General features: G+C 69.3%; 18 protein-coding genes and 1 pseudogene. 14 read left to right on the forward strand and 5 right to left on the reverse strand.

The window, feature by feature from the left end; genetic code table 11:
* Positions 1–143: 143 nt before the first annotated feature.
* The 3 genes and pseudogenes from ACH4UK_RS28155 to ACH4UK_RS28165 form a co-directional block, all read left to right on the forward strand.
* Positions 144–308 carry a hypothetical protein gene (locus tag ACH4UK_RS28155; RefSeq protein WP_398360757.1) on the forward strand — a complete coding sequence of 55 codons (165 nt, stop codon included), beginning with the start codon at positions 144–146 and terminating at the stop codon, positions 306–308.
* Between the two features lie 48 nt (positions 309–356).
* Complete coding sequence (locus ACH4UK_RS28160; protein ID WP_398360759.1) at positions 357–689, forward strand: glyoxalase superfamily protein; 333 nt, start codon at positions 357–359, stop codon at positions 687–689.
* Positions 690–725: 36 nt separating this feature from the next.
* Positions 726–1,170: pseudogene (locus tag ACH4UK_RS28165) on the forward strand (transposase); the annotation flags it as partial.
* 337 nt (positions 1,171–1,507) lie between these two features.
* Here the strand turns inward: ACH4UK_RS28165 and ACH4UK_RS28170 are convergent.
* Positions 1,508–1,669, reverse strand: a complete 162-nt coding sequence (locus ACH4UK_RS28170) for a hypothetical protein (RefSeq protein ID WP_398360761.1) — start codon at positions 1,667–1,669, stop codon at positions 1,508–1,510.
* 483 nt (positions 1,670–2,152) lie between these two features.
* Between ACH4UK_RS28170 and ACH4UK_RS28175 the strand changes: the two genes are divergently transcribed.
* Positions 2,153–3,247, forward strand: coding sequence for a WD40 repeat domain-containing protein (locus ACH4UK_RS28175; protein WP_398360762.1), 1,095 nt, complete (start codon positions 2,153–2,155; stop codon positions 3,245–3,247).
* A 523-nt stretch (positions 3,248–3,770) separates the two neighbouring features.
* Here the strand turns inward: ACH4UK_RS28175 and ACH4UK_RS28180 are convergent.
* A complete protein-coding gene (locus tag ACH4UK_RS28180) occupies positions 3,771–4,181 on the reverse strand; it encodes a hypothetical protein (protein ID WP_398360764.1) in 411 nt (136 codons plus the stop codon).
* 363 nt (positions 4,182–4,544) lie between these two features.
* Here ACH4UK_RS28180 and ACH4UK_RS28185 point away from each other — a divergent pair, with 363 nt between their 5' ends.
* From ACH4UK_RS28185 to ACH4UK_RS28230, 10 genes are all read left to right on the forward strand, one after another.
* On the forward strand, positions 4,545–4,730 hold the full coding sequence (locus ACH4UK_RS28185; protein WP_331759436.1) for a hypothetical protein: 186 nt from the start codon (positions 4,545–4,547) through the stop codon (positions 4,728–4,730).
* Positions 4,730–4,963 carry a hypothetical protein gene (locus ACH4UK_RS28190; protein WP_398360766.1) on the forward strand — a complete coding sequence of 78 codons (234 nt, stop codon included), beginning with the start codon at positions 4,730–4,732 and terminating at the stop codon, positions 4,961–4,963. Before ACH4UK_RS28185 ends, ACH4UK_RS28190 begins: the two co-directional genes overlap by 1 nt.
* 282 nt (positions 4,964–5,245) lie before the next feature.
* Complete coding sequence (locus ACH4UK_RS28195) at positions 5,246–5,422, forward strand: hypothetical protein (protein ID WP_398360768.1); 177 nt, start codon at positions 5,246–5,248, stop codon at positions 5,420–5,422.
* Positions 5,423–5,474: 52 nt separating this feature from the next.
* The gene (locus tag ACH4UK_RS28200; protein WP_398360770.1) at positions 5,475–5,816 is read left to right on the forward strand and encodes a hypothetical protein; all 342 of its coding nucleotides are present in this window, start codon (positions 5,475–5,477) and stop codon (positions 5,814–5,816) included.
* 35 nt (positions 5,817–5,851) lie between these two features.
* Entirely contained in the window at positions 5,852–7,702 is a 1,851-nt protein-coding gene (locus tag ACH4UK_RS28205) for a hypothetical protein (protein ID WP_398360771.1), read from the forward strand.
* 275 nt (positions 7,703–7,977) lie between these two features.
* A complete protein-coding gene (locus tag ACH4UK_RS28210) occupies positions 7,978–8,457 on the forward strand; it encodes a hypothetical protein (protein ID WP_398360773.1) in 480 nt (159 codons plus the stop codon).
* 5 nt (positions 8,458–8,462) lie between these two features.
* A complete protein-coding gene (locus ACH4UK_RS28215; protein WP_398360774.1) occupies positions 8,463–8,960 on the forward strand; it encodes a hypothetical protein in 498 nt (165 codons plus the stop codon).
* A 162-nt stretch (positions 8,961–9,122) separates the two neighbouring features.
* Positions 9,123–11,303 carry a hypothetical protein gene (locus tag ACH4UK_RS28220; protein WP_398360776.1) on the forward strand — a complete coding sequence of 727 codons (2,181 nt, stop codon included), beginning with the start codon at positions 9,123–9,125 and terminating at the stop codon, positions 11,301–11,303.
* Between the two features lie 36 nt (positions 11,304–11,339).
* Positions 11,340–11,648 carry a hypothetical protein gene (locus ACH4UK_RS28225; protein ID WP_331759418.1) on the forward strand — a complete coding sequence of 103 codons (309 nt, stop codon included), beginning with the start codon at positions 11,340–11,342 and terminating at the stop codon, positions 11,646–11,648.
* A 21-nt stretch (positions 11,649–11,669) separates the two neighbouring features.
* Positions 11,670–12,047, forward strand: a complete 378-nt coding sequence (locus ACH4UK_RS28230) for a hypothetical protein (protein WP_398360778.1) — start codon at positions 11,670–11,672, stop codon at positions 12,045–12,047.
* Between the two features lie 383 nt (positions 12,048–12,430).
* On the opposite strand, the gene ACH4UK_RS28235 is transcribed toward ACH4UK_RS28230, so the two are convergent.
* The 3 genes from ACH4UK_RS28235 to ACH4UK_RS28245 form a co-directional block, all read right to left on the reverse strand.
* Positions 12,431–13,141, reverse strand: a complete 711-nt coding sequence (locus ACH4UK_RS28235; RefSeq protein ID WP_331759412.1) for a hypothetical protein — start codon at positions 13,139–13,141, stop codon at positions 12,431–12,433.
* Between the two features lie 498 nt (positions 13,142–13,639).
* The gene (locus ACH4UK_RS28240; RefSeq protein WP_331759410.1) at positions 13,640–14,434 is read right to left on the reverse strand and encodes a hypothetical protein; all 795 of its coding nucleotides are present in this window, start codon (positions 14,432–14,434) and stop codon (positions 13,640–13,642) included.
* 350 nt (positions 14,435–14,784) lie between these two features.
* The gene (locus tag ACH4UK_RS28245; protein ID WP_331759408.1) at positions 14,785–15,237 is read right to left on the reverse strand and encodes a hypothetical protein; all 453 of its coding nucleotides are present in this window, start codon (positions 15,235–15,237) and stop codon (positions 14,785–14,787) included.
* Positions 15,238–15,401 lie beyond the last annotated feature (164 nt).

The following is a 15,401-nucleotide window of genomic DNA, read 5'->3' on the forward strand; positions in this document are numbered from 1 at the left end:
GTCACCTGGCATCCTGGTGCCGGCCGGGCATCCCTGGCCCTTCTGCCCCCGCGTGCGCGGGGACGGCGTCACCAGGCGCGCACCGGCTACCGGTCGCGGTCTGGGGCGCATCCGTCGTCCCCGTCGAAGCAGAAAGGGCCCCCGTGCCCGAAGACACCGCCCCGCCCAGCCCGTCCAGCGCTCTCGATGAGACCATGGCCGCGCTCGCCGGGGCACACCCCGGCCTGCGGCAGAGCGAACTGCTCGAGTTCGGCGCCGCGTTGGCCGATGTACGGCTCACCCCTCCGGGCACCGCCCGGTTCAGCTAGTGCCGCATCAGGCAACGTTCGCCCTGGGTGGTCTGCGACGATGACTCCATGGACGAAGAGGTCATTCCCATTCTTCGCGTCGAGGACGCTGCGGCGGCGGTCGCCTGGTACGAGCGGCTGGGCTTCGCCAACCAGTGGGAACACCGCTTCGAAGCGGGACTTCCCGCGTTCGTCGAGGTCGCCCGGGGCGGGGTGCGGTTGTTCCTGTCGGAGCACAAGGGCGATGCCCGTCCCGACACGTTGGTCTACCTCCGCGTTCGTGATGTCGAGGCCATCGCCTCCGAGTTCGGTGTGCAGGCGAAGGATGCTCCGTGGGCGCGTGAGATTGAACTGCGCGACCCTGACGGCAACCGGCTGCGGATCGGCACGCCGACGCAATGACCATGGCCGGCAGCGCGCGGCAGGGAAGCTGTGCTGGTGGCTGAGCGAGTACGCGTCTGCGAGATCGATGACGACGAGGGGCAGCGCCTGCTGCGGATCATCCGCCGGGGCAGCGGATCGGTGGTGACCTGGCGGCGGGCGCAGATGGTGCTGCTGTCCGCGCAGGGCATGCCCGTGGCGAAGATTGCCGAGGTGACGTTCACCAGCGCGGACCGGGTCCGGGATGTGGTCCACAACTTCAACGCCGACGGCTTCGAGTCCCTCTACCCGAAGTACAAGGGCGGTCGGCCCAGGACGTTCACCCTGCCCGAACGGCGCGAGATCAAGCGCCAAGTCCATGCCCGCCGAGCACGGTCTGCCGTTCTCGACCTGGAGCCTGGTCAAGCTGGCCGACTTCCTGGTCGCCGAGGGGGTGGTCGACGACATCAGCCACGAGGGCCTTCGGGTCCTGCTCCGAGAGGAGGGCGTACCGTCGCCAAGGCCCTAGCCTACGCCCGCCTGGCCACCGAAGACGCGGCCGCCCAGGCCGAACGGGCCGCAGATGAGGTCCGATGGGAGAGCGAACGACCGCCGAGGGTCAGCCCCCGCATGTGGCTCCGTGACAAGCGGGCGCAGCGGGACACGACGACATAGACACCAGCCCCTACCTGCCGGCGGCCCTTTACCGTTGGGCGGCGAACGAGCCGTTGCGCGAGGGCGCGGCCTGCTGGACGGGTCGGCGCCCACGCCGTCGCCGCGAGCTCCGAGGGGTCCGGCCGGATGCAGTCCCCAGGGGCTGGCCCGCGCTGCGCAGGCGGCGGGCGGACGCCAGGGTGGTGTCAGCCTGCCTCGTCCCAGCGCTCGGGGTCAGGCTTCAGCAGCATCCCTGCCTGTCGGGAGTCGCCGTCGGCGAGATGCCGGGCGAATGCCGCAAGATCGGCGCGGTCGAGAAGGAGAGGGCCCTTCTCCCGGAAGAAGCGGAGCGACCGCGTCGTAGTCACCGCCGCGCACGGGAAGAGGTTTCCGGCGCGGGCGGCAGTCGTTCAAGAGGCGGTGACCCCCCATCCGGGATCCTGGCTCTTTCGGACGGAACGCGGGCTTGAGGTGGTGATCATGCTGAGAGCCCCTTCCGGAAGACCTCCGCGACCGGGAGCCGCCGGGGACAGTCCGCCGGATGATCCGGCTTTGAGTACCCAACCGCGCTGCGTTCAGGCACAGTTGGACCTGCCGGGCCGGGCAAGCGATCTCCTCCTGGGGTGTCAGGAGCCACCGGTTCCCACAACTCGGGAAAGAAAGAGGAGACGTCGATGTCGCACCCTCAGCAGCACCAGCGCCCTGGGCGTTTGTTGCCGATGCGGTTCGGTCCGCAGATCGTGCCACCTCTGTCCGATGCCGGGGTCGTTGGGGTGGCCTGCGGAGTGGCGGCCGGGCGACCCGTAGCGCTCACGTGCGCGGGCGACCATTCTTCGCTCCGCGTGTGGGACATGGCGGACCATCAGGAGGCCGGCACCCCTATCACTGTGGAGAATGCCTGGCCCTTCACCAGCGTCACCCACGCGTTCCTGGAGGGGCGTTCCGCCGCGGTCGTGGTGGGCAGCGACCTGCGGGTGTGGGACCTGGACGACCGTCAGCTGATCCGCCACGTAACCCTGCCGTACTTCCCGCCAGAGAAGGACTTCAGGCACGGACTCAGGGACGTGGCCTGCACCCGCGTGGACGGTCGGGTGGTGGCCGTCACGGGCGGATACGACAAGACTGTCAGGATCGTGGACCTGCTCGCCGGCGAACAGGTGGGCGACCCCCTGACCGGCCACACGTCCACGATCTGGGCCGTAGCCTGCGGAAGCCTCCACGGCACCCCGATCGCTCTCACCGCGGGAGACGACACGACCGTGGGGCTGTGGGACCTTCGACAGCGCCAACCGATCGGGCGACCGCTCACCGGTCACACCAAGGCCGTGCGCAGCGTCGCCTGGGGCCGGGTCGACGGACGGTCCGTCGCCATCTCCAGTGACAGGGACACCGTGCTCGTGTGGGACCTGGAGACCTCACCGCCAATGCCCCGCCCGCTGGAGGACCTCGGCGGCGAGGTCCGGGCGGTCGCGCTCACCACCGTCGGCGGACGCCCGGTCGCGGTCACCGGCGGAGAGGACGTGCGGTTGTGGGACCCTCTCACCGGCCGGCCCGTCGGACCGCCGCTCTTCGACGGCCGCGACACCTTCGTCTCATCGCTGGCATGCGGCACTCTGCACGGCCGTCCGACCGTACTCGCCGCGATCTACGGGCAGCACGTGCGGGTGTGGGACCTGGAGGAACACCGGCGGATCGGACCCACCCCACCAGGGCGGTACGCCGACGAAGTCCCGGCCCACTGGACCGATCCGGCCACGGGCGATGTCTACGACCTGACCGGGGACCTGGTCGACGACGACGGCGACCGGTGGAAGGTCGTCGACTACGACGGCATCGAGCCGATCGTCTGCGAACTCCCGAACGACCCCACGGTCGCATTCGGCATCGTCGATGCCCATCAGGAGTTCGGACTGAGTTCCGTCATTACACCCGGTCGCCATCGCTGAGCAGACGGGGGCGCCCCTATGGCCTGTCGTCAAATGTCACGCCCACATCAGGAGTGACGCGAGGGTGACGGCCGCTTCGTAGGACCGGGCGGTCTTGTCGTAGCGGCAGGCGATGCCGCACCGTTCCTCCAGGCGGTTGAAGCACCGTTCCATGCGGCCAGGACCTTGTGGAGCTCGCCGCCACCCAGGGCCACCGGAGGGCCCTGCGGTCGTCCAGCCGCTTCCGCCCCGCAACGACTCGGGCAGCAGCGGCCGGACGAACTCCCATTCAGCATCGGACAGTTCATGGCGACGTATCACCATGATCCACCACGGACCGACTCCTCCAGGGCCGCGAGCTCGTGCGGCGGGCCGACGGCCACACTGCGGCGACCAGGCGGGCCGGCTCGGGGTCGGCTCCGGCAGCCAGCAGGAGCGGCACGAGCGTATGGGCCGCCGACCGCCACTGCCCGGCCTGGGCGCCACGGGCATCGGCGACTGTTCTCTCAGCCTGGCGGCTCGAACGCAGACGGCTGCCGGCGTTTCAGGCTTCGGAGACGTGGCTCGTACTGGCGAGCGCTTGCACGGCGAGCTGATGCCATGAGACGGGTACGAGAGCGACGACCTCATACCGGTCCACCTTGATCACGATGTGATGAGCGTGCTCTGCCACGTCCGTGAGGATGCGCGTCAGCTCGGTCCGAGCGTTGTCCGAGCTGAAGAGCTGGACCTCCGGCGCGGCGCCCAGAGCGTTGCGCGCCTGTCCGTACCAGCCGGTCGAAACGATCACCGCGGCGGGTCTGTTGTGGCGGGAGACCAGTTGGGGCTTGGGGCCGGTGAGGGTGTCGTTGCAGGACAGCGCCAGAACGTCTCCCCACTCTCCGCGTAGGCGGCCGACGGCGAGCTTCCGCTCGTAGGCGGGCATCGTCGGCGGCTCCATTGTCATGGCGCGCATCGTCGCAGCGTATCGCGCCACCCTGCAAATCTTACGACACCGTTAGAAACTGACGATGTCGTGTTGCGACGTCGTTAGTTTCTGCGCTACGTTCCATGACGGCAGAGATCAACTGCCGGGCCGCAGAGCCACGTTGCTTCAGAACTGCACAGAGCGCATACGAACGGCCCGCTCATCGGCGGGCCGCTGAACTGAACGGATTCAGTCCCGCGCATGCCACCACGGATGCGCGGGAGCTGCGCCCGCTCAGGGCACACAAAGGGCCCTCCGCCCCCAGCGATTGCAGCGCTGGACGAAGGGCCCTCCCCCGGGATCAGGCCCCGGGGACCGTCCGCACACCTCAGTCAGCGAGGAGCACGGAACATGCAGCACTCTACGGCCACCGAAAACAACCGGTACGCCGCCTTCGAACACCCCGCCCACCCCGACGACGAGAAGCCCAGGCCCCTCACCCCTGACCAGCGCCGCCGCGCCGCCGAGATCCGCCGGGCCGAAACCGACCGCCGGATGGACCGAGCCGGTCTCGGCCTGGGCCTCAGGGGAGTCTGATGGCTGCCAACCAGGTCGCGGTTCTGAACCGGCGGCCCCTTCGCAACGCCCGCGCGGTCCCGCGTTCCGACGCAGACCGCGCGGCCTGCGCCAGCAGCGCCGACTTGTTCGAGCGGCTCGGCGGGAACGGCTCTCCGAACTCCGCCGACAAGACGGCGGCCGCCAAGGTCTGCACCGCCTGCACCCTTGGCGAGACCTGCGCCTTCCGCGTGAAGGGTGGTGACCGCCGATGACGTACGACGAGCAGAAGCGGCGCGCTGACGAGGCGCGCCAGGCCGCCGAAGCGGCGGAGCGGCAGACCGGCCGCCTCACCGGAAGGGGCGCGTGATGGCTCCGCTGAGCTTCAGCTTCTCCGACCTCGGCCGACACGGATCCTCCGGCGGCAGTACCTTCCGCGGCCGGGCGCCGGGTAACGCAAGGGCAGCCGACGACGCGGGAGCCCGCTTCGAGGGGTCCGAGCGCAGCCGGGAGACCGGGCGCCGGAAGCCCGACCCCGGCCGCCGCGGAATCCGTGGATGGAGGCGCGTCTGATGGATTGGGACCGGTACTTCAACCCGGGCCCCCGACGGTTCTCCGCCAACATCACCGCCACCCGAACCGCTGCCGTTCGCAGCGAAGCCTCCAAGGCCGCCAGCCGCATTGGCGCCCTGCGCAAGCTCGACGAGCCCAGCAGGCGAGACAAGCGCACCTGAGACCGACAAGGGGCGGGGCCATCGAGGTCCCGCCCCGAGGAGATGAACACCAATGGCCACCCATGGCGGCGAACACACCCCTGACCACCTGCTCGACCTCGCTCGCCGAGCGCAATCCCTCGCACTCGACTCCATCTCGAACGGTGACTTCCCGGAGGCGGCAGCGTGGGCCTCGGTCGGCCGGCTGCGCATGGAGATGCACCGAGCCGCCCTCGCCTCCCACTGCCCCGACTGCCGAGGGCGGGGAGTGGTCGCCGTGCCGTGCACGAACGCCCACTGCACCGAAGACCACGGCGACCTCGACAACCACCGCCAGCACTGGGGCCCCTGCCCGAACCGGGTGACCCACCCCTGGATCCCCGGCCCGGCGGCGGACACCGCTCCGGCCCCATGAGCACAGCCCACGCACACCAGTAAAGGAGCACGCCGGTGTCCGGCATCAACCTGACCGGCCTCGCCACGTCCCCCGTGGTTCTCGTGGCGGTCGTCATCCTCGGACTCGGTGCGGTCATCGGCATCTTCAAAGTCCTCACCCGCGGCAAGAGCAGCACCTCCGGCCCCCTCGACGAAAGCGAGGACCAACGCGGAAACCGCGAAAAGCGAGAAAGGGATCTTCGCGTTCGCCGGGCGAGGCGAGTAGCCGATATCGGCACCTATGCCTTCGCCAGCATCGCCACCTTCGCCGCGCTCCTCGGAATGTGGCCGATCGCCCAGAACAGCGTGAAACTCGCCGGAGTTCCCACCGACTGGGTCAACCTCGGCGCACTCATCGCCGTCGGAATGGTCGAAGGCACCATCATCATCTCCGGCATCCGGGCCCGGGCGAACATCCTGGCCGGCGAACCCTCCGGAGCCGACGGGATCGCCATGTGGGTCGCGGTCACCGTCTCCGCGATCCTCGCCTCGATCGAAGTGGCCGTCGCCGACCACAACGGCCTGAGCGCGGGCGAAGTCTTCGTAGCGGTGCTGGCACGTCTGGCAGCACCCGTCATCGCGGGCTTCCTCTGGGAACGGGGCCTCGCTCCGGAACGGCGCGCGACCGGCGTCGAGAAGGTTCACTCGCTCATCACCCTGCGGCGGCTCCTCGTGCGCCTCGGGCTGGCCGCTCCGCACACCGCCGACCTCGGCGCCCTGGACCGCGACTTCCGTCTCGCCAAGGTCGCCCGTCACATCGCCAACGCCAAGCGCCGGCGGAACGGCAGTGTCACCGGAAGCCAGACCAGCCGCCGCAACCCGCGTCGAGGCCGCGGCCCCGCCACCCGCTGGTCCGAGTGGCGTGCCCGCACCACCCTCATCACTGCCGTCCGGTACGGGGCGATCCAGCCGCCGGACGGAATGAGCCTCGGGGATCACGTCGGACTGCACGCGCTCACGGAGGCGCTCATCGAGGGAGAAGCTGCGGTACCTCTCCATCTCGCGACCGCGCGGCCCCGATCGGGGACCCCGACGGGCGTCCACCCCGACGACGATCCCCTGCCCCCGACGCGGCACCCCGATCCGGCCCCCCGACCGGCCGCCCCGATCATCGGGGCCGACGCCCCGGCCCGGTCATCGGGCCGACTCGATCCCGACCCGAGGATCGGGCCGACGCCGCACCCCGACTTCGCTGCGTCGGCCCCGACGCCCGACCCCGACCTCACCCCGATCATCGGGCCGACGCCGGACGCCGACGCTGCCCCGAGGATCGGGCCGACGCCGGACCCCGACTTCGCTGCGTCGGCCCCGACGCCCGACCCCGACCACGCCCGCCCCGACCCGAATGCCACCCCCGACGACGTACCTGTCGGGCACCCCGACCACACCCCGATCAGCGGTCTCACCAGCGGAAACGACTCCTCTCGGGCAGAGGAGCCGTCACCCCCGACGCAGCCTGCCGGTAACCCCGATCAGCTGGAGCCGCGTCGGCCGACCAGCTCGGTCCGCCACCCGATCAACGCCGTAAGCGACGGCACCCGATCAGTCCGCATCGACGTGCCGGTCACCCCCGACGCCACGTCGGGCAACCCGACCAGCACCCCGACTGCGCCCGCGTCGGCCCCGACGGAAGACGCCGAGCAGGCCGCCCGATCGGCGCCGACACCCGACGCCGCCAAAGGCAAGTCGGGGGGCCGACGAACCCGCGAGGAGTTGATCGCGGCGGTCGAGGCGCTCGACCCCGACCAGCCCACCCTCAGTCCGAACTACGTAGCGAACACCGTCAACTGCTCCTGGAATCGGGCCAAGGAACTGCTCCAGGTGACCGGCCGGCTCCCCGACCCCGAACCGGCCGAAGGGGAGTAACCATCTGCTCCACCTGGCCGAACGTATGTACGATTCGGGAGGCGGGCCGCCTCGGCCGTCCCCTCATACAGCGCCCCGCGTTCGATGCCCGCAGGCACCTCGGGGCGCACGCCCGGCCCTCAGGTACCCCGCACGCCGCTACCCGCCGCCAGTGGGCCCAGCCGCGCCGACAGGCACCTGGAGCCCGCTCCCTCTCTACCGCTTGGAGGTATACACCCCATGCCCATCCGTGTCCCACTTCCTCAAGCACCCCGCCGCCCGGGTGGGGTGTGCCCGTGAGCAGCAAGAACGCGCCGGAGGGCGGCCGGCGTGCCGACGGGCACTCCGTTGGCGACGGCGTGATGCGCGCATACGACGAGACACGCGACGAGCTGGCCAGCGTCTACACCGAAGCTCGCACCGCCACCGAGATCGCCGTTCGGCAGCGTGCTACTGCATGGGGCTGGAAGACCCACGCTCCGCTGAGCTTCCAGTGGATGCGGCTACCGCTCAACGTCCCTGCCCTGATCGTCGCCAGCGTCACCACCGCTCTGGCGAACGACCCCTGGTTTCTCTTCGGCCGCGCCCTAATCGGACTGATCGTCGGCCTGATCCTGGCGAAGACCTTCCTGGCCGGACTCGTCCAGCTTGCATGGAAGACACCGGGACTCGGCTACCTGCTGCGCCTGGCCGTCACCAGCACCCTCTGGTTCCTCCTCATCGTCCTCGCCACCGGCTACGGCCGACCCGCTCTTCACTACCTGTTCGGAGTCTGACCAGCATGAACACCACCGGAGCGGCACTCGGCGGGACCGGCACCGTCATCATCGGCATCGCCCTGCTGGCCTACCAGTCCGGCCGGTGGAAGGGCGGCGACCCGACCCCCAAGATCCACTACTTCCTCGGCTTGGCCATCGGCGTGCTGTTGTTCCTCGGCGGCGGAATCCTCGGCGCCATGGGCGGAGCCGCAGCCGCCCTCGGCGACGGGGTCGGCTCGTACGTCCTGGCGGGAGCGGCCGAGATCGACGTCTCCGGCCAGAAGCCGACAGCCACCGGCGCTGAGAAGGTCGGACTCGGCGGTGTCGTCACGGGCCTCGTCCTCGCCTGCTTCTACGCCGGGCTGATCAAGTCAGGCCGTGCCGACGTCACCGGCTCCCTCGTCCGAGGAGCACTTACCGGCGTGTTCCTCGGACTCGGAGGCGGTCTGATCGGCAGTGCCATCGGACTGATCACCACCAGCGGCAACACGGTCGGAGACCTCCTCCTCAACTCGGCCTGAGCCGTCCAAGGACCTGTCTGCGGCCTGGAATCGGCCTGGCTGGCACCTGCACCCAGCCAGGTGCCAGCCAAGGCCAGGAACAGGCTTTGACCTGCTGAAACGGGTCAGACAGGGCGCAGGCGCACCCCCCACCTGAACCACCGAGAACGGCAGAAACCCACGATGACCCGCCCCGCTGACGAAAACGAGATCGTCGACGCCGAACTCCTCGAAGGCAACCTCCCCGCCCCGGACGCCACCCCGGACGGGGAGGCCCCGGACACCACCCCGTACGTGCGCATGCTGCTGCACCTCGCTCGACGCCTGGCCACCCGCGAGGCCCGCGTGCTCGCCACGGGTGCCCGGCACACGGCCGGTGAGCTCAAGCGCTGGCGGGCCACCGAGGACCTCACCGAAGCGCACGTCGCCCGTGACCTTCTCAACACCCAGTACCGCCTGTGGCATACGGCCCAACGCAAGAGGACCGGCCTCGCCCGAGCCCAGATCAGCCGCCTGGAAGCGCACAACAAGCGCCAGATGCAGCTGATGCTGCAAGGCCGCGGACCCGGGCCCACGCCGGCCACCACGAACGCGATCGAGAAGTGGGCCAAGTTCCAAGCGAAGGCAGAGATGGTGGAGTTCGAGCCCGCCATGCCGACACCCGTGGCCGTCACCGTGGGACGTGGGCAGATACGCCGACGGCGCGCCCGCCGCTTCCACGCCACGGCCGTAGGTCTCACCGTGGTGGAGGGCCTTGGGCTCGCGCTGCTCACCGGCCCGGTCGTGATCACGGACCTCGCCCTGGCGGCGGCCACCGCCACCGTCCTGTGGGCGCAAGGGCGCGTCCGCACGACACTGGCCCCCGCGCTTCCGCACCTGATGTTTCCCTACGCTGAACTGCCCGGGGAAATCGAGCCCGAACAGGAGCCGGTTGCAGAGGGCGAGGGAAAGCCGTTCCCGATCCGGCAGGCCGAAAATGCGGAACAGGTCGAAGAATGCCTTCTCCGTGCCCTTTCGGTCGACGCCGATATCGCACAGGTCACGAACGCCGTGCGTCTCGCCTACGGCTGGCAGGCCGTTGCCGTCCTTAACTCCGGTACTCCGGCGGACATTGTCCGCCTGCTGCCGAAACTCGATGTCGCGCTGCGGGTCGGGCAGGGCCGCACCATGGCCCAGGGGGGATACAACCCCAACGACAGCGCGGAGGTGATGGTCCGGGTCCTCACCGAGGACCCGTTCGCCAACCCGCCGGCCTTCCCGGTCCGGAACCCGTTGTCGTGCTCGATCCTCAAGCCCGTCTCCATCGGCGTCAGCATCGACGGCGAGTCCACGGACGTCGTCCTCGCCGGCCAGCACATCCTCATCGTGGCCAAGTCCGGCGGCGGCAAGTCAGCGATGGCCCGCACCCTCGCCGAGTACGCCACCGCCTGCTCCGACGCCGTGGTCTGGGACCTCGATCCGACCGGCCGCGGCCTTGGACCACTTCGGGGCCTGGCCGACCGAACCGCCTACACCGAGGTGGAGATCGAGGCCGCGCTGGCCGATCTGGTCCGCTACGCCGAGAATCGCATCGCCGCCCTCGGCGCAGGCGAGGACAACTGGGTTGTCACCGACAACGATCCCGCCCTGATCGCCTTCGTCGACGACTACTCCAAGCTGTCGAAGAAGGCCAAGGAGCACGCCCTCGCCCTCCTTAGGATCGGTCGGAAGGCCCGGATCACGCTGGTGATCTGCACCCAGGACGCAACCAGCGACATCATGGGTGACGCCGTCGCCGACTCCTTCGGGATCCGCGTGATGCTGCCCTGCCGCATGGACGACGTGCCGATCGTCGTCGGCGACAGGAGTGCAATCTCCGCAGGCTGGCTGCCGCACCTGCTGGTGCCCAGCCCGGGGGAGTGGGATATCGCAGACGCGGGACGCTTCTACTGCCTGACCCCCAGGCACCGGGCGCCGATGCTCCGCTACTGCCCCCACCTCGACGCCGGCACGGCACTCCTGCGGGCCAGGGAGCGCCTCAACGCCGGACGTCCCTCGCTGGACGCCGTCACCACAGGCGATGCGACCCGCAAGCCCGTCCCCCGCATCGCCCAGCTCCTGCTGGACGCCTTCGAAAGCGAGGGATGGCCGGAGCAGATGACCGTCGACGAACTGCACGGCCACCTTCGGGCCGCCGACGCCCCCTTCTGGGGACGCTGGGATGACCGAACTGACCGGCTGGCCATGGTGGGACGCACCCTGCAGGCCGAGCTGAAGAAGGCCGCGCTCACGATCCCGACTGTGCGACTCACCCACCGCCCGAACAAACCCACCGCATACCAATTCCAGGACATCGAGGAGGCGATCAACAGATCGAGCCACTGACCACCACGCACGCGCTGGGATCGGCAGGATGCCGGTATGACGATCCACAACCCCACCATCCACCTCCGCCAGTCGGCGGACGCTCTCGAGCGTCTTCTCCGCGAACTACACAGCGGAACGGCCGCATGGCAGCACACCCGCCTCGCAGCGACCAGCGCACACGAGCTCGCGCGGATCGCTGCGGCCCTGCCCGCCGTCACCGAGCTTCTCGGCGTGGCCCTGCACACCCACGCAGGGCCGCGCGCCGACACCGCCACGGGAGCTCTCTCACAGGCAACCACCACAGCTCGGGAACTCACCGGGCACCTACAACGCGCACGAACGCACGCGCAATCACTGCGCTGAACCGTCCACTTGGGGGACCACTTGGAATCGATACAAGACGCCGGGCAAGGTGCAATCGCCCTGACAGCCCTTGTTGGCTTAGTGCTCCTGCGGTTGGCCGGATGGCGACAACGCCGGATCACCGCACTGCGTCATGAGATCGAACGCCGATCCGAGATGGTCCGCTCCTACGACAGGGACAGCGAGGCATACCGGCTCTACCGGGACGAGACCGACGGGATGGCAACCGAGATCCGTCGCCTGAAGGCCGGCGCCGGGGCCCTCACCATCACCCTGTCCGTGATCATCACGCTGTTCGGCCTCGGTGCAGCAGGGTACGGCGTTGTGACCGACTCGCCCCTGGCACTGCTCCTCGGCGGAGGGGCAGTGATCACCGGCCTTCTCTTGCTCCTCAGCTGACTGGACAGTACGGCCAGCCCCGCCAGTGATGGCGCAGTCCCCTGCCACACCCGACAGGGCGGCCTCTTGGCTCTTGAAGAGGCCGCCCCAGCGTCGTCCCTTGGGACCTTCTCAACGCGAACAGTGCGGTAGCCTCCGGAAGCGGCGTGCACGTACGCCGGAGCTCCCCGAAGAGGCGGCCCACGCCCGATCGATCTGGTGCATCACCTGAAGCGACGGATGGATGACCGGCACGCAGTACTGGTGCGACGAGGAACTGCCAGAGGACCTCCGGACCGACGCCGTAACGCTGACAGCTGAGCCCGCGGCCCATTCCGGACAGCTACACGACGGGGACGGGCCCCGCTCCTCACCGCAACCCGGTTGAGAGCGAGGCCTGGCTGCTACTCCTCAGTTTCCCAGGTGATACGCATGAGGTACGGACGGTCTCCAGGAAGTACCTGAAAGGTCCACACCAGCCCCGCCGCGTCGGTGACACCGGTATCGCCTTCCTGGGAGGGCAGAGAGATACCCTCCCGTGCCATGTAGTCCTTCACCTGCTCGATCACCTCGGCGGCGTTGTCCTGGGTCATCTCAAGGCCGAGCTCCCGGCGCGCGAAGAGCCGCGCCGTCATGAGACCCATGCCGAAGGGCAACTCGGTCTGCAAGGCCAGAAACCACTTCTCGCGACGAGGTGACGCAGTCCGGCTGGGGACGCCGGCTTTGACCTGGGCGTATGTCCGCTCCCTGTGACGGGCTTTGTAGCCTGTGACGACGGACGCGTCACTGCTGAGGGTGACCGAGAACTTGTCCCGGGGGGTACGAAGCCGCCACCGGCCAGTCTCGGGATGCCGCAGCGCCGGTCGGGCCTGGGCGGTGAGCAGATCTTCGAGCAGCGAGCGTATCTGCACCTCTGCCGTCCGGCGGTCCCCTCCGTGCGCGGCAACGAAGTGGTTGAGGGCCGCATTGGCGATGGAGACCTCGTACGCCTCGTCGGATTCCAGTGGACGCGCACTGGTCTCCTGCCAGCGGGTTTCCAGCTGAGGCTCCTCCTTCGGACGAGCGGCCTCGGGGCGGCCGAATCCGCCACAGGTCCGGCACCAGCCGTCAGCCATCGATGTCCTCCGGGCACAGCGTGAACCGTCCTTGTTGTAACGGGTGCACTGTCGGGTGGGTGGCGTGGGGATCGCGGCCATCGTGAGGTCCCTGGGGCGTGGTGACGGGCAGGCGCAGAATCTCGCGGCCTGCATGTTGACGCCCTGACTGTGCAGCCTCCTCCCTCTGATCACCGCGCGCACGCGAATCCCCTCCGCCGGGCCTCATCGATTCGGGCCGCGTAGGTGGCCGGGCGCCCCTTGCACCGTGCTCTCGCAACAGCCGGGCAGCCCGGATGTGCAGGGTGACGCGGGGGCCGAGGCCGCGCGCCAGGCCGCGGCCATGCCGCCGCTCGCCGCGAGCCAGTGGCCGGCGCCCGCCGCCTGGAGCCAGTCGCGCCGCCGCGCGCAGGTCGACCGCCCGCGTGGCCGCGGCCCGCTGCACGCCGAGGGACGGCCGGTACGGCGCGGCGCCTGGCCGTGTGATACCCCGGCACCCCACGCCGTTCATCCTCAGGATCACGGCGGTGTGCTTCGCCCCAGAGCCCGTCGGATCGTCAAATGGTGCCGCTTTCCAAGGTGCTGAAGCTCCCACGCGGACAACAAGGTGACGGACACCGGCGGCCCGGCTACGAACAGTGCCTGGATCGCGGGAGGGGCAGCTACATGTGGGCCGTCCAAGGTCTGGAAGACGAACAGAGACCACACCAGCACGGGTGAGAGCAGGGGCGGCAGGACTTCGGAGACGTCGCCGACTCGGAGGCTGTAGTGGACGCTCAGCACCACGGCCGCGGCGCAGAAGGGCGCGCCGAACAGCAGGCCCGCAGCGGAGGCGAGCACGCCGACGATCGGCAGGCCGCCGAGCGCCTGGGTCACCTGCAGTGCGCCGCCGAGAAGCAGGAATCCCAGCCCAACTGCCGATCCGAGCAGCGCTGTGAGACCTGCAGTTGGCCCAGCGAGCCGCCGGAAGTAGACGGCGCGCAGGGGAGGCCGTGCGGACAGCACGAAGCAAGCCAGAGTTATGGGGCCCGCCACGAGAAGAAGGCCGGCGCTAAGGACCAGCTCAAGCACTCGGTCCTTCGCGAAGTCTGAAGCCGAATCCTGGAGGGGATAGGACCGGAGCAGCCACAGTGTGGCTGCTCCGCCGACAGCAGTCCGTGTGACCTGGGCGGCCGTGATGGCCGGATCCGTTATCCGGTCCTGGCGATTCGGGTGGAACAGCCGGTGCGCTGTTCGGAGAGGGAGGACGAGCAACCGGAGGCATCCCGCGATCCGGGTGCCCCCGGTGTACGGGGTGCGTGCGGCGAAGCTCATCGTGTGATTCCTCGTGGACATGGATGGTTCGGGTCTGACGTGCTCGTGCGGCCGAGGCCACCGGGCTGGCCGCCCGAGGGGGAACTGCAGAACCTACGAGGTGATGCCATGAATAGCGATGATTAGCGAGGATTGCCCCATGGTGATGCCTCGCTAGGGTCTGCGGGCTGGAGCGATCGGCTGACCGGCCGGACAGCGCGCGGGTGGGCACCTCCGTACCGGAGGCATGCCGGCGATGGACCCGTCCTCGGAAGGGCGGGCCGCCCATGTTGTTGCTGTTGCAGCGAGGACTTTCCAGGGCGCGGCCTTCGAGCGCGACGCGCTGTGCGGCCCGTCCGGCGTACCGATGGTCACATCCAGAACGGAATGAGGCGTTGGCCCTCGTGGATCTGTAGGAATCGGGTGATGAGTGCGGCGGGGTCTCGGCCGGGTACCTCTGTATTCCGTATCGCGAGCGCGACGTCCACCTGGACCCGAAGCCTTGGCTCCAGGAGCGGGGCGTCCCAGAGTAGGCAGGTGACCTTTCGGGTGGAGGCGTGGATGTCCTCTTCGACGTCGACGGACTGAGGATGGAGGGACCCGGGAATGGCGTAACGCTGCCCCAGGCAGACGCGGTCGGCGTCCTTGATCAGCCGTGCGACGGCCTCTCGGGCTTCCCCTAGCTGCTCGTCCAGCGCGACCAGCCTCGTCCACATGTCGGGGCTGTCTGCTGGGACGCCGAAGAGGTCGGTGGCGGTCTGGCGGCCGGCCCTCCACAGGAAGAGCGCATCGTCAGGCAGGGGGTACAGGTACGTACGCTTCATGATCGTCTTTCTTGGTCAGAGTGCTGGTCCAGTCGGCGGTCGCGGAAGTCCCGAGGCTGCGCCTGTGCGCATGCGCATGCCGACGGGCACGTGCGTGTCCGTCTAAGGCTGTGGGGTCGGCAACGTGAGGCCTTGCTCGCCGCAGCGGAGGTTCGGGAGGGGAA

The organism is Streptomyces sp. NPDC020884 (genome assembly GCF_044333935.1).
In the GTDB taxonomy this organism is placed as follows: Bacteria; Actinomycetota; Actinomycetes; order Streptomycetales; family Streptomycetaceae; genus Streptomyces.

Excerpts from the sequence above, each read along its gene's own strand:
- ACH4UK_RS28160 (WP_398360759.1), top strand. The coding sequence starts at position 357 with ATGGACGAAGAGGTCATTCCCATTCTTCGCGTCGAGGACGCTGCGGCG.
- ACH4UK_RS28175 (WP_398360762.1), top strand. The coding sequence starts at position 2,153 with ATGGCGGACCATCAGGAGGCCGGCACCCCTATCACTGTGGAGAATGCC.
- ACH4UK_RS28180 (WP_398360764.1), bottom strand. The coding sequence starts at position 4,181 with ATGCGCGCCATGACAATGGAGCCGCCGACGATGCCCGCCTACGAGCGG.
- ACH4UK_RS28185 (WP_331759436.1), top strand. The coding sequence starts at position 4,545 with ATGCAGCACTCTACGGCCACCGAAAACAACCGGTACGCCGCCTTCGAA.
- ACH4UK_RS28190 (WP_398360766.1), top strand. The coding sequence starts at position 4,730 with ATGGCTGCCAACCAGGTCGCGGTTCTGAACCGGCGGCCCCTTCGCAAC.
- ACH4UK_RS28195 (WP_398360768.1), top strand. The coding sequence starts at position 5,246 with ATGGAGGCGCGTCTGATGGATTGGGACCGGTACTTCAACCCGGGCCCC.
- ACH4UK_RS28200 (WP_398360770.1), top strand. The coding sequence starts at position 5,475 with ATGGCCACCCATGGCGGCGAACACACCCCTGACCACCTGCTCGACCTC.
- ACH4UK_RS28215 (WP_398360774.1), top strand. The coding sequence starts at position 8,463 with ATGAACACCACCGGAGCGGCACTCGGCGGGACCGGCACCGTCATCATC.
- ACH4UK_RS28220 (WP_398360776.1), top strand. The coding sequence starts at position 9,123 with ATGACCCGCCCCGCTGACGAAAACGAGATCGTCGACGCCGAACTCCTC.
- ACH4UK_RS28225 (WP_331759418.1), top strand. The coding sequence starts at position 11,340 with ATGACGATCCACAACCCCACCATCCACCTCCGCCAGTCGGCGGACGCT.
- ACH4UK_RS28235 (WP_331759412.1), bottom strand. The coding sequence starts at position 13,141 with ATGGCTGACGGCTGGTGCCGGACCTGTGGCGGATTCGGCCGCCCCGAG.
- ACH4UK_RS28240 (WP_331759410.1), bottom strand. The coding sequence starts at position 14,434 with ATGAGCTTCGCCGCACGCACCCCGTACACCGGGGGCACCCGGATCGCG.
- ACH4UK_RS28245 (WP_331759408.1), bottom strand. The coding sequence starts at position 15,237 with ATGAAGCGTACGTACCTGTACCCCCTGCCTGACGATGCGCTCTTCCTG.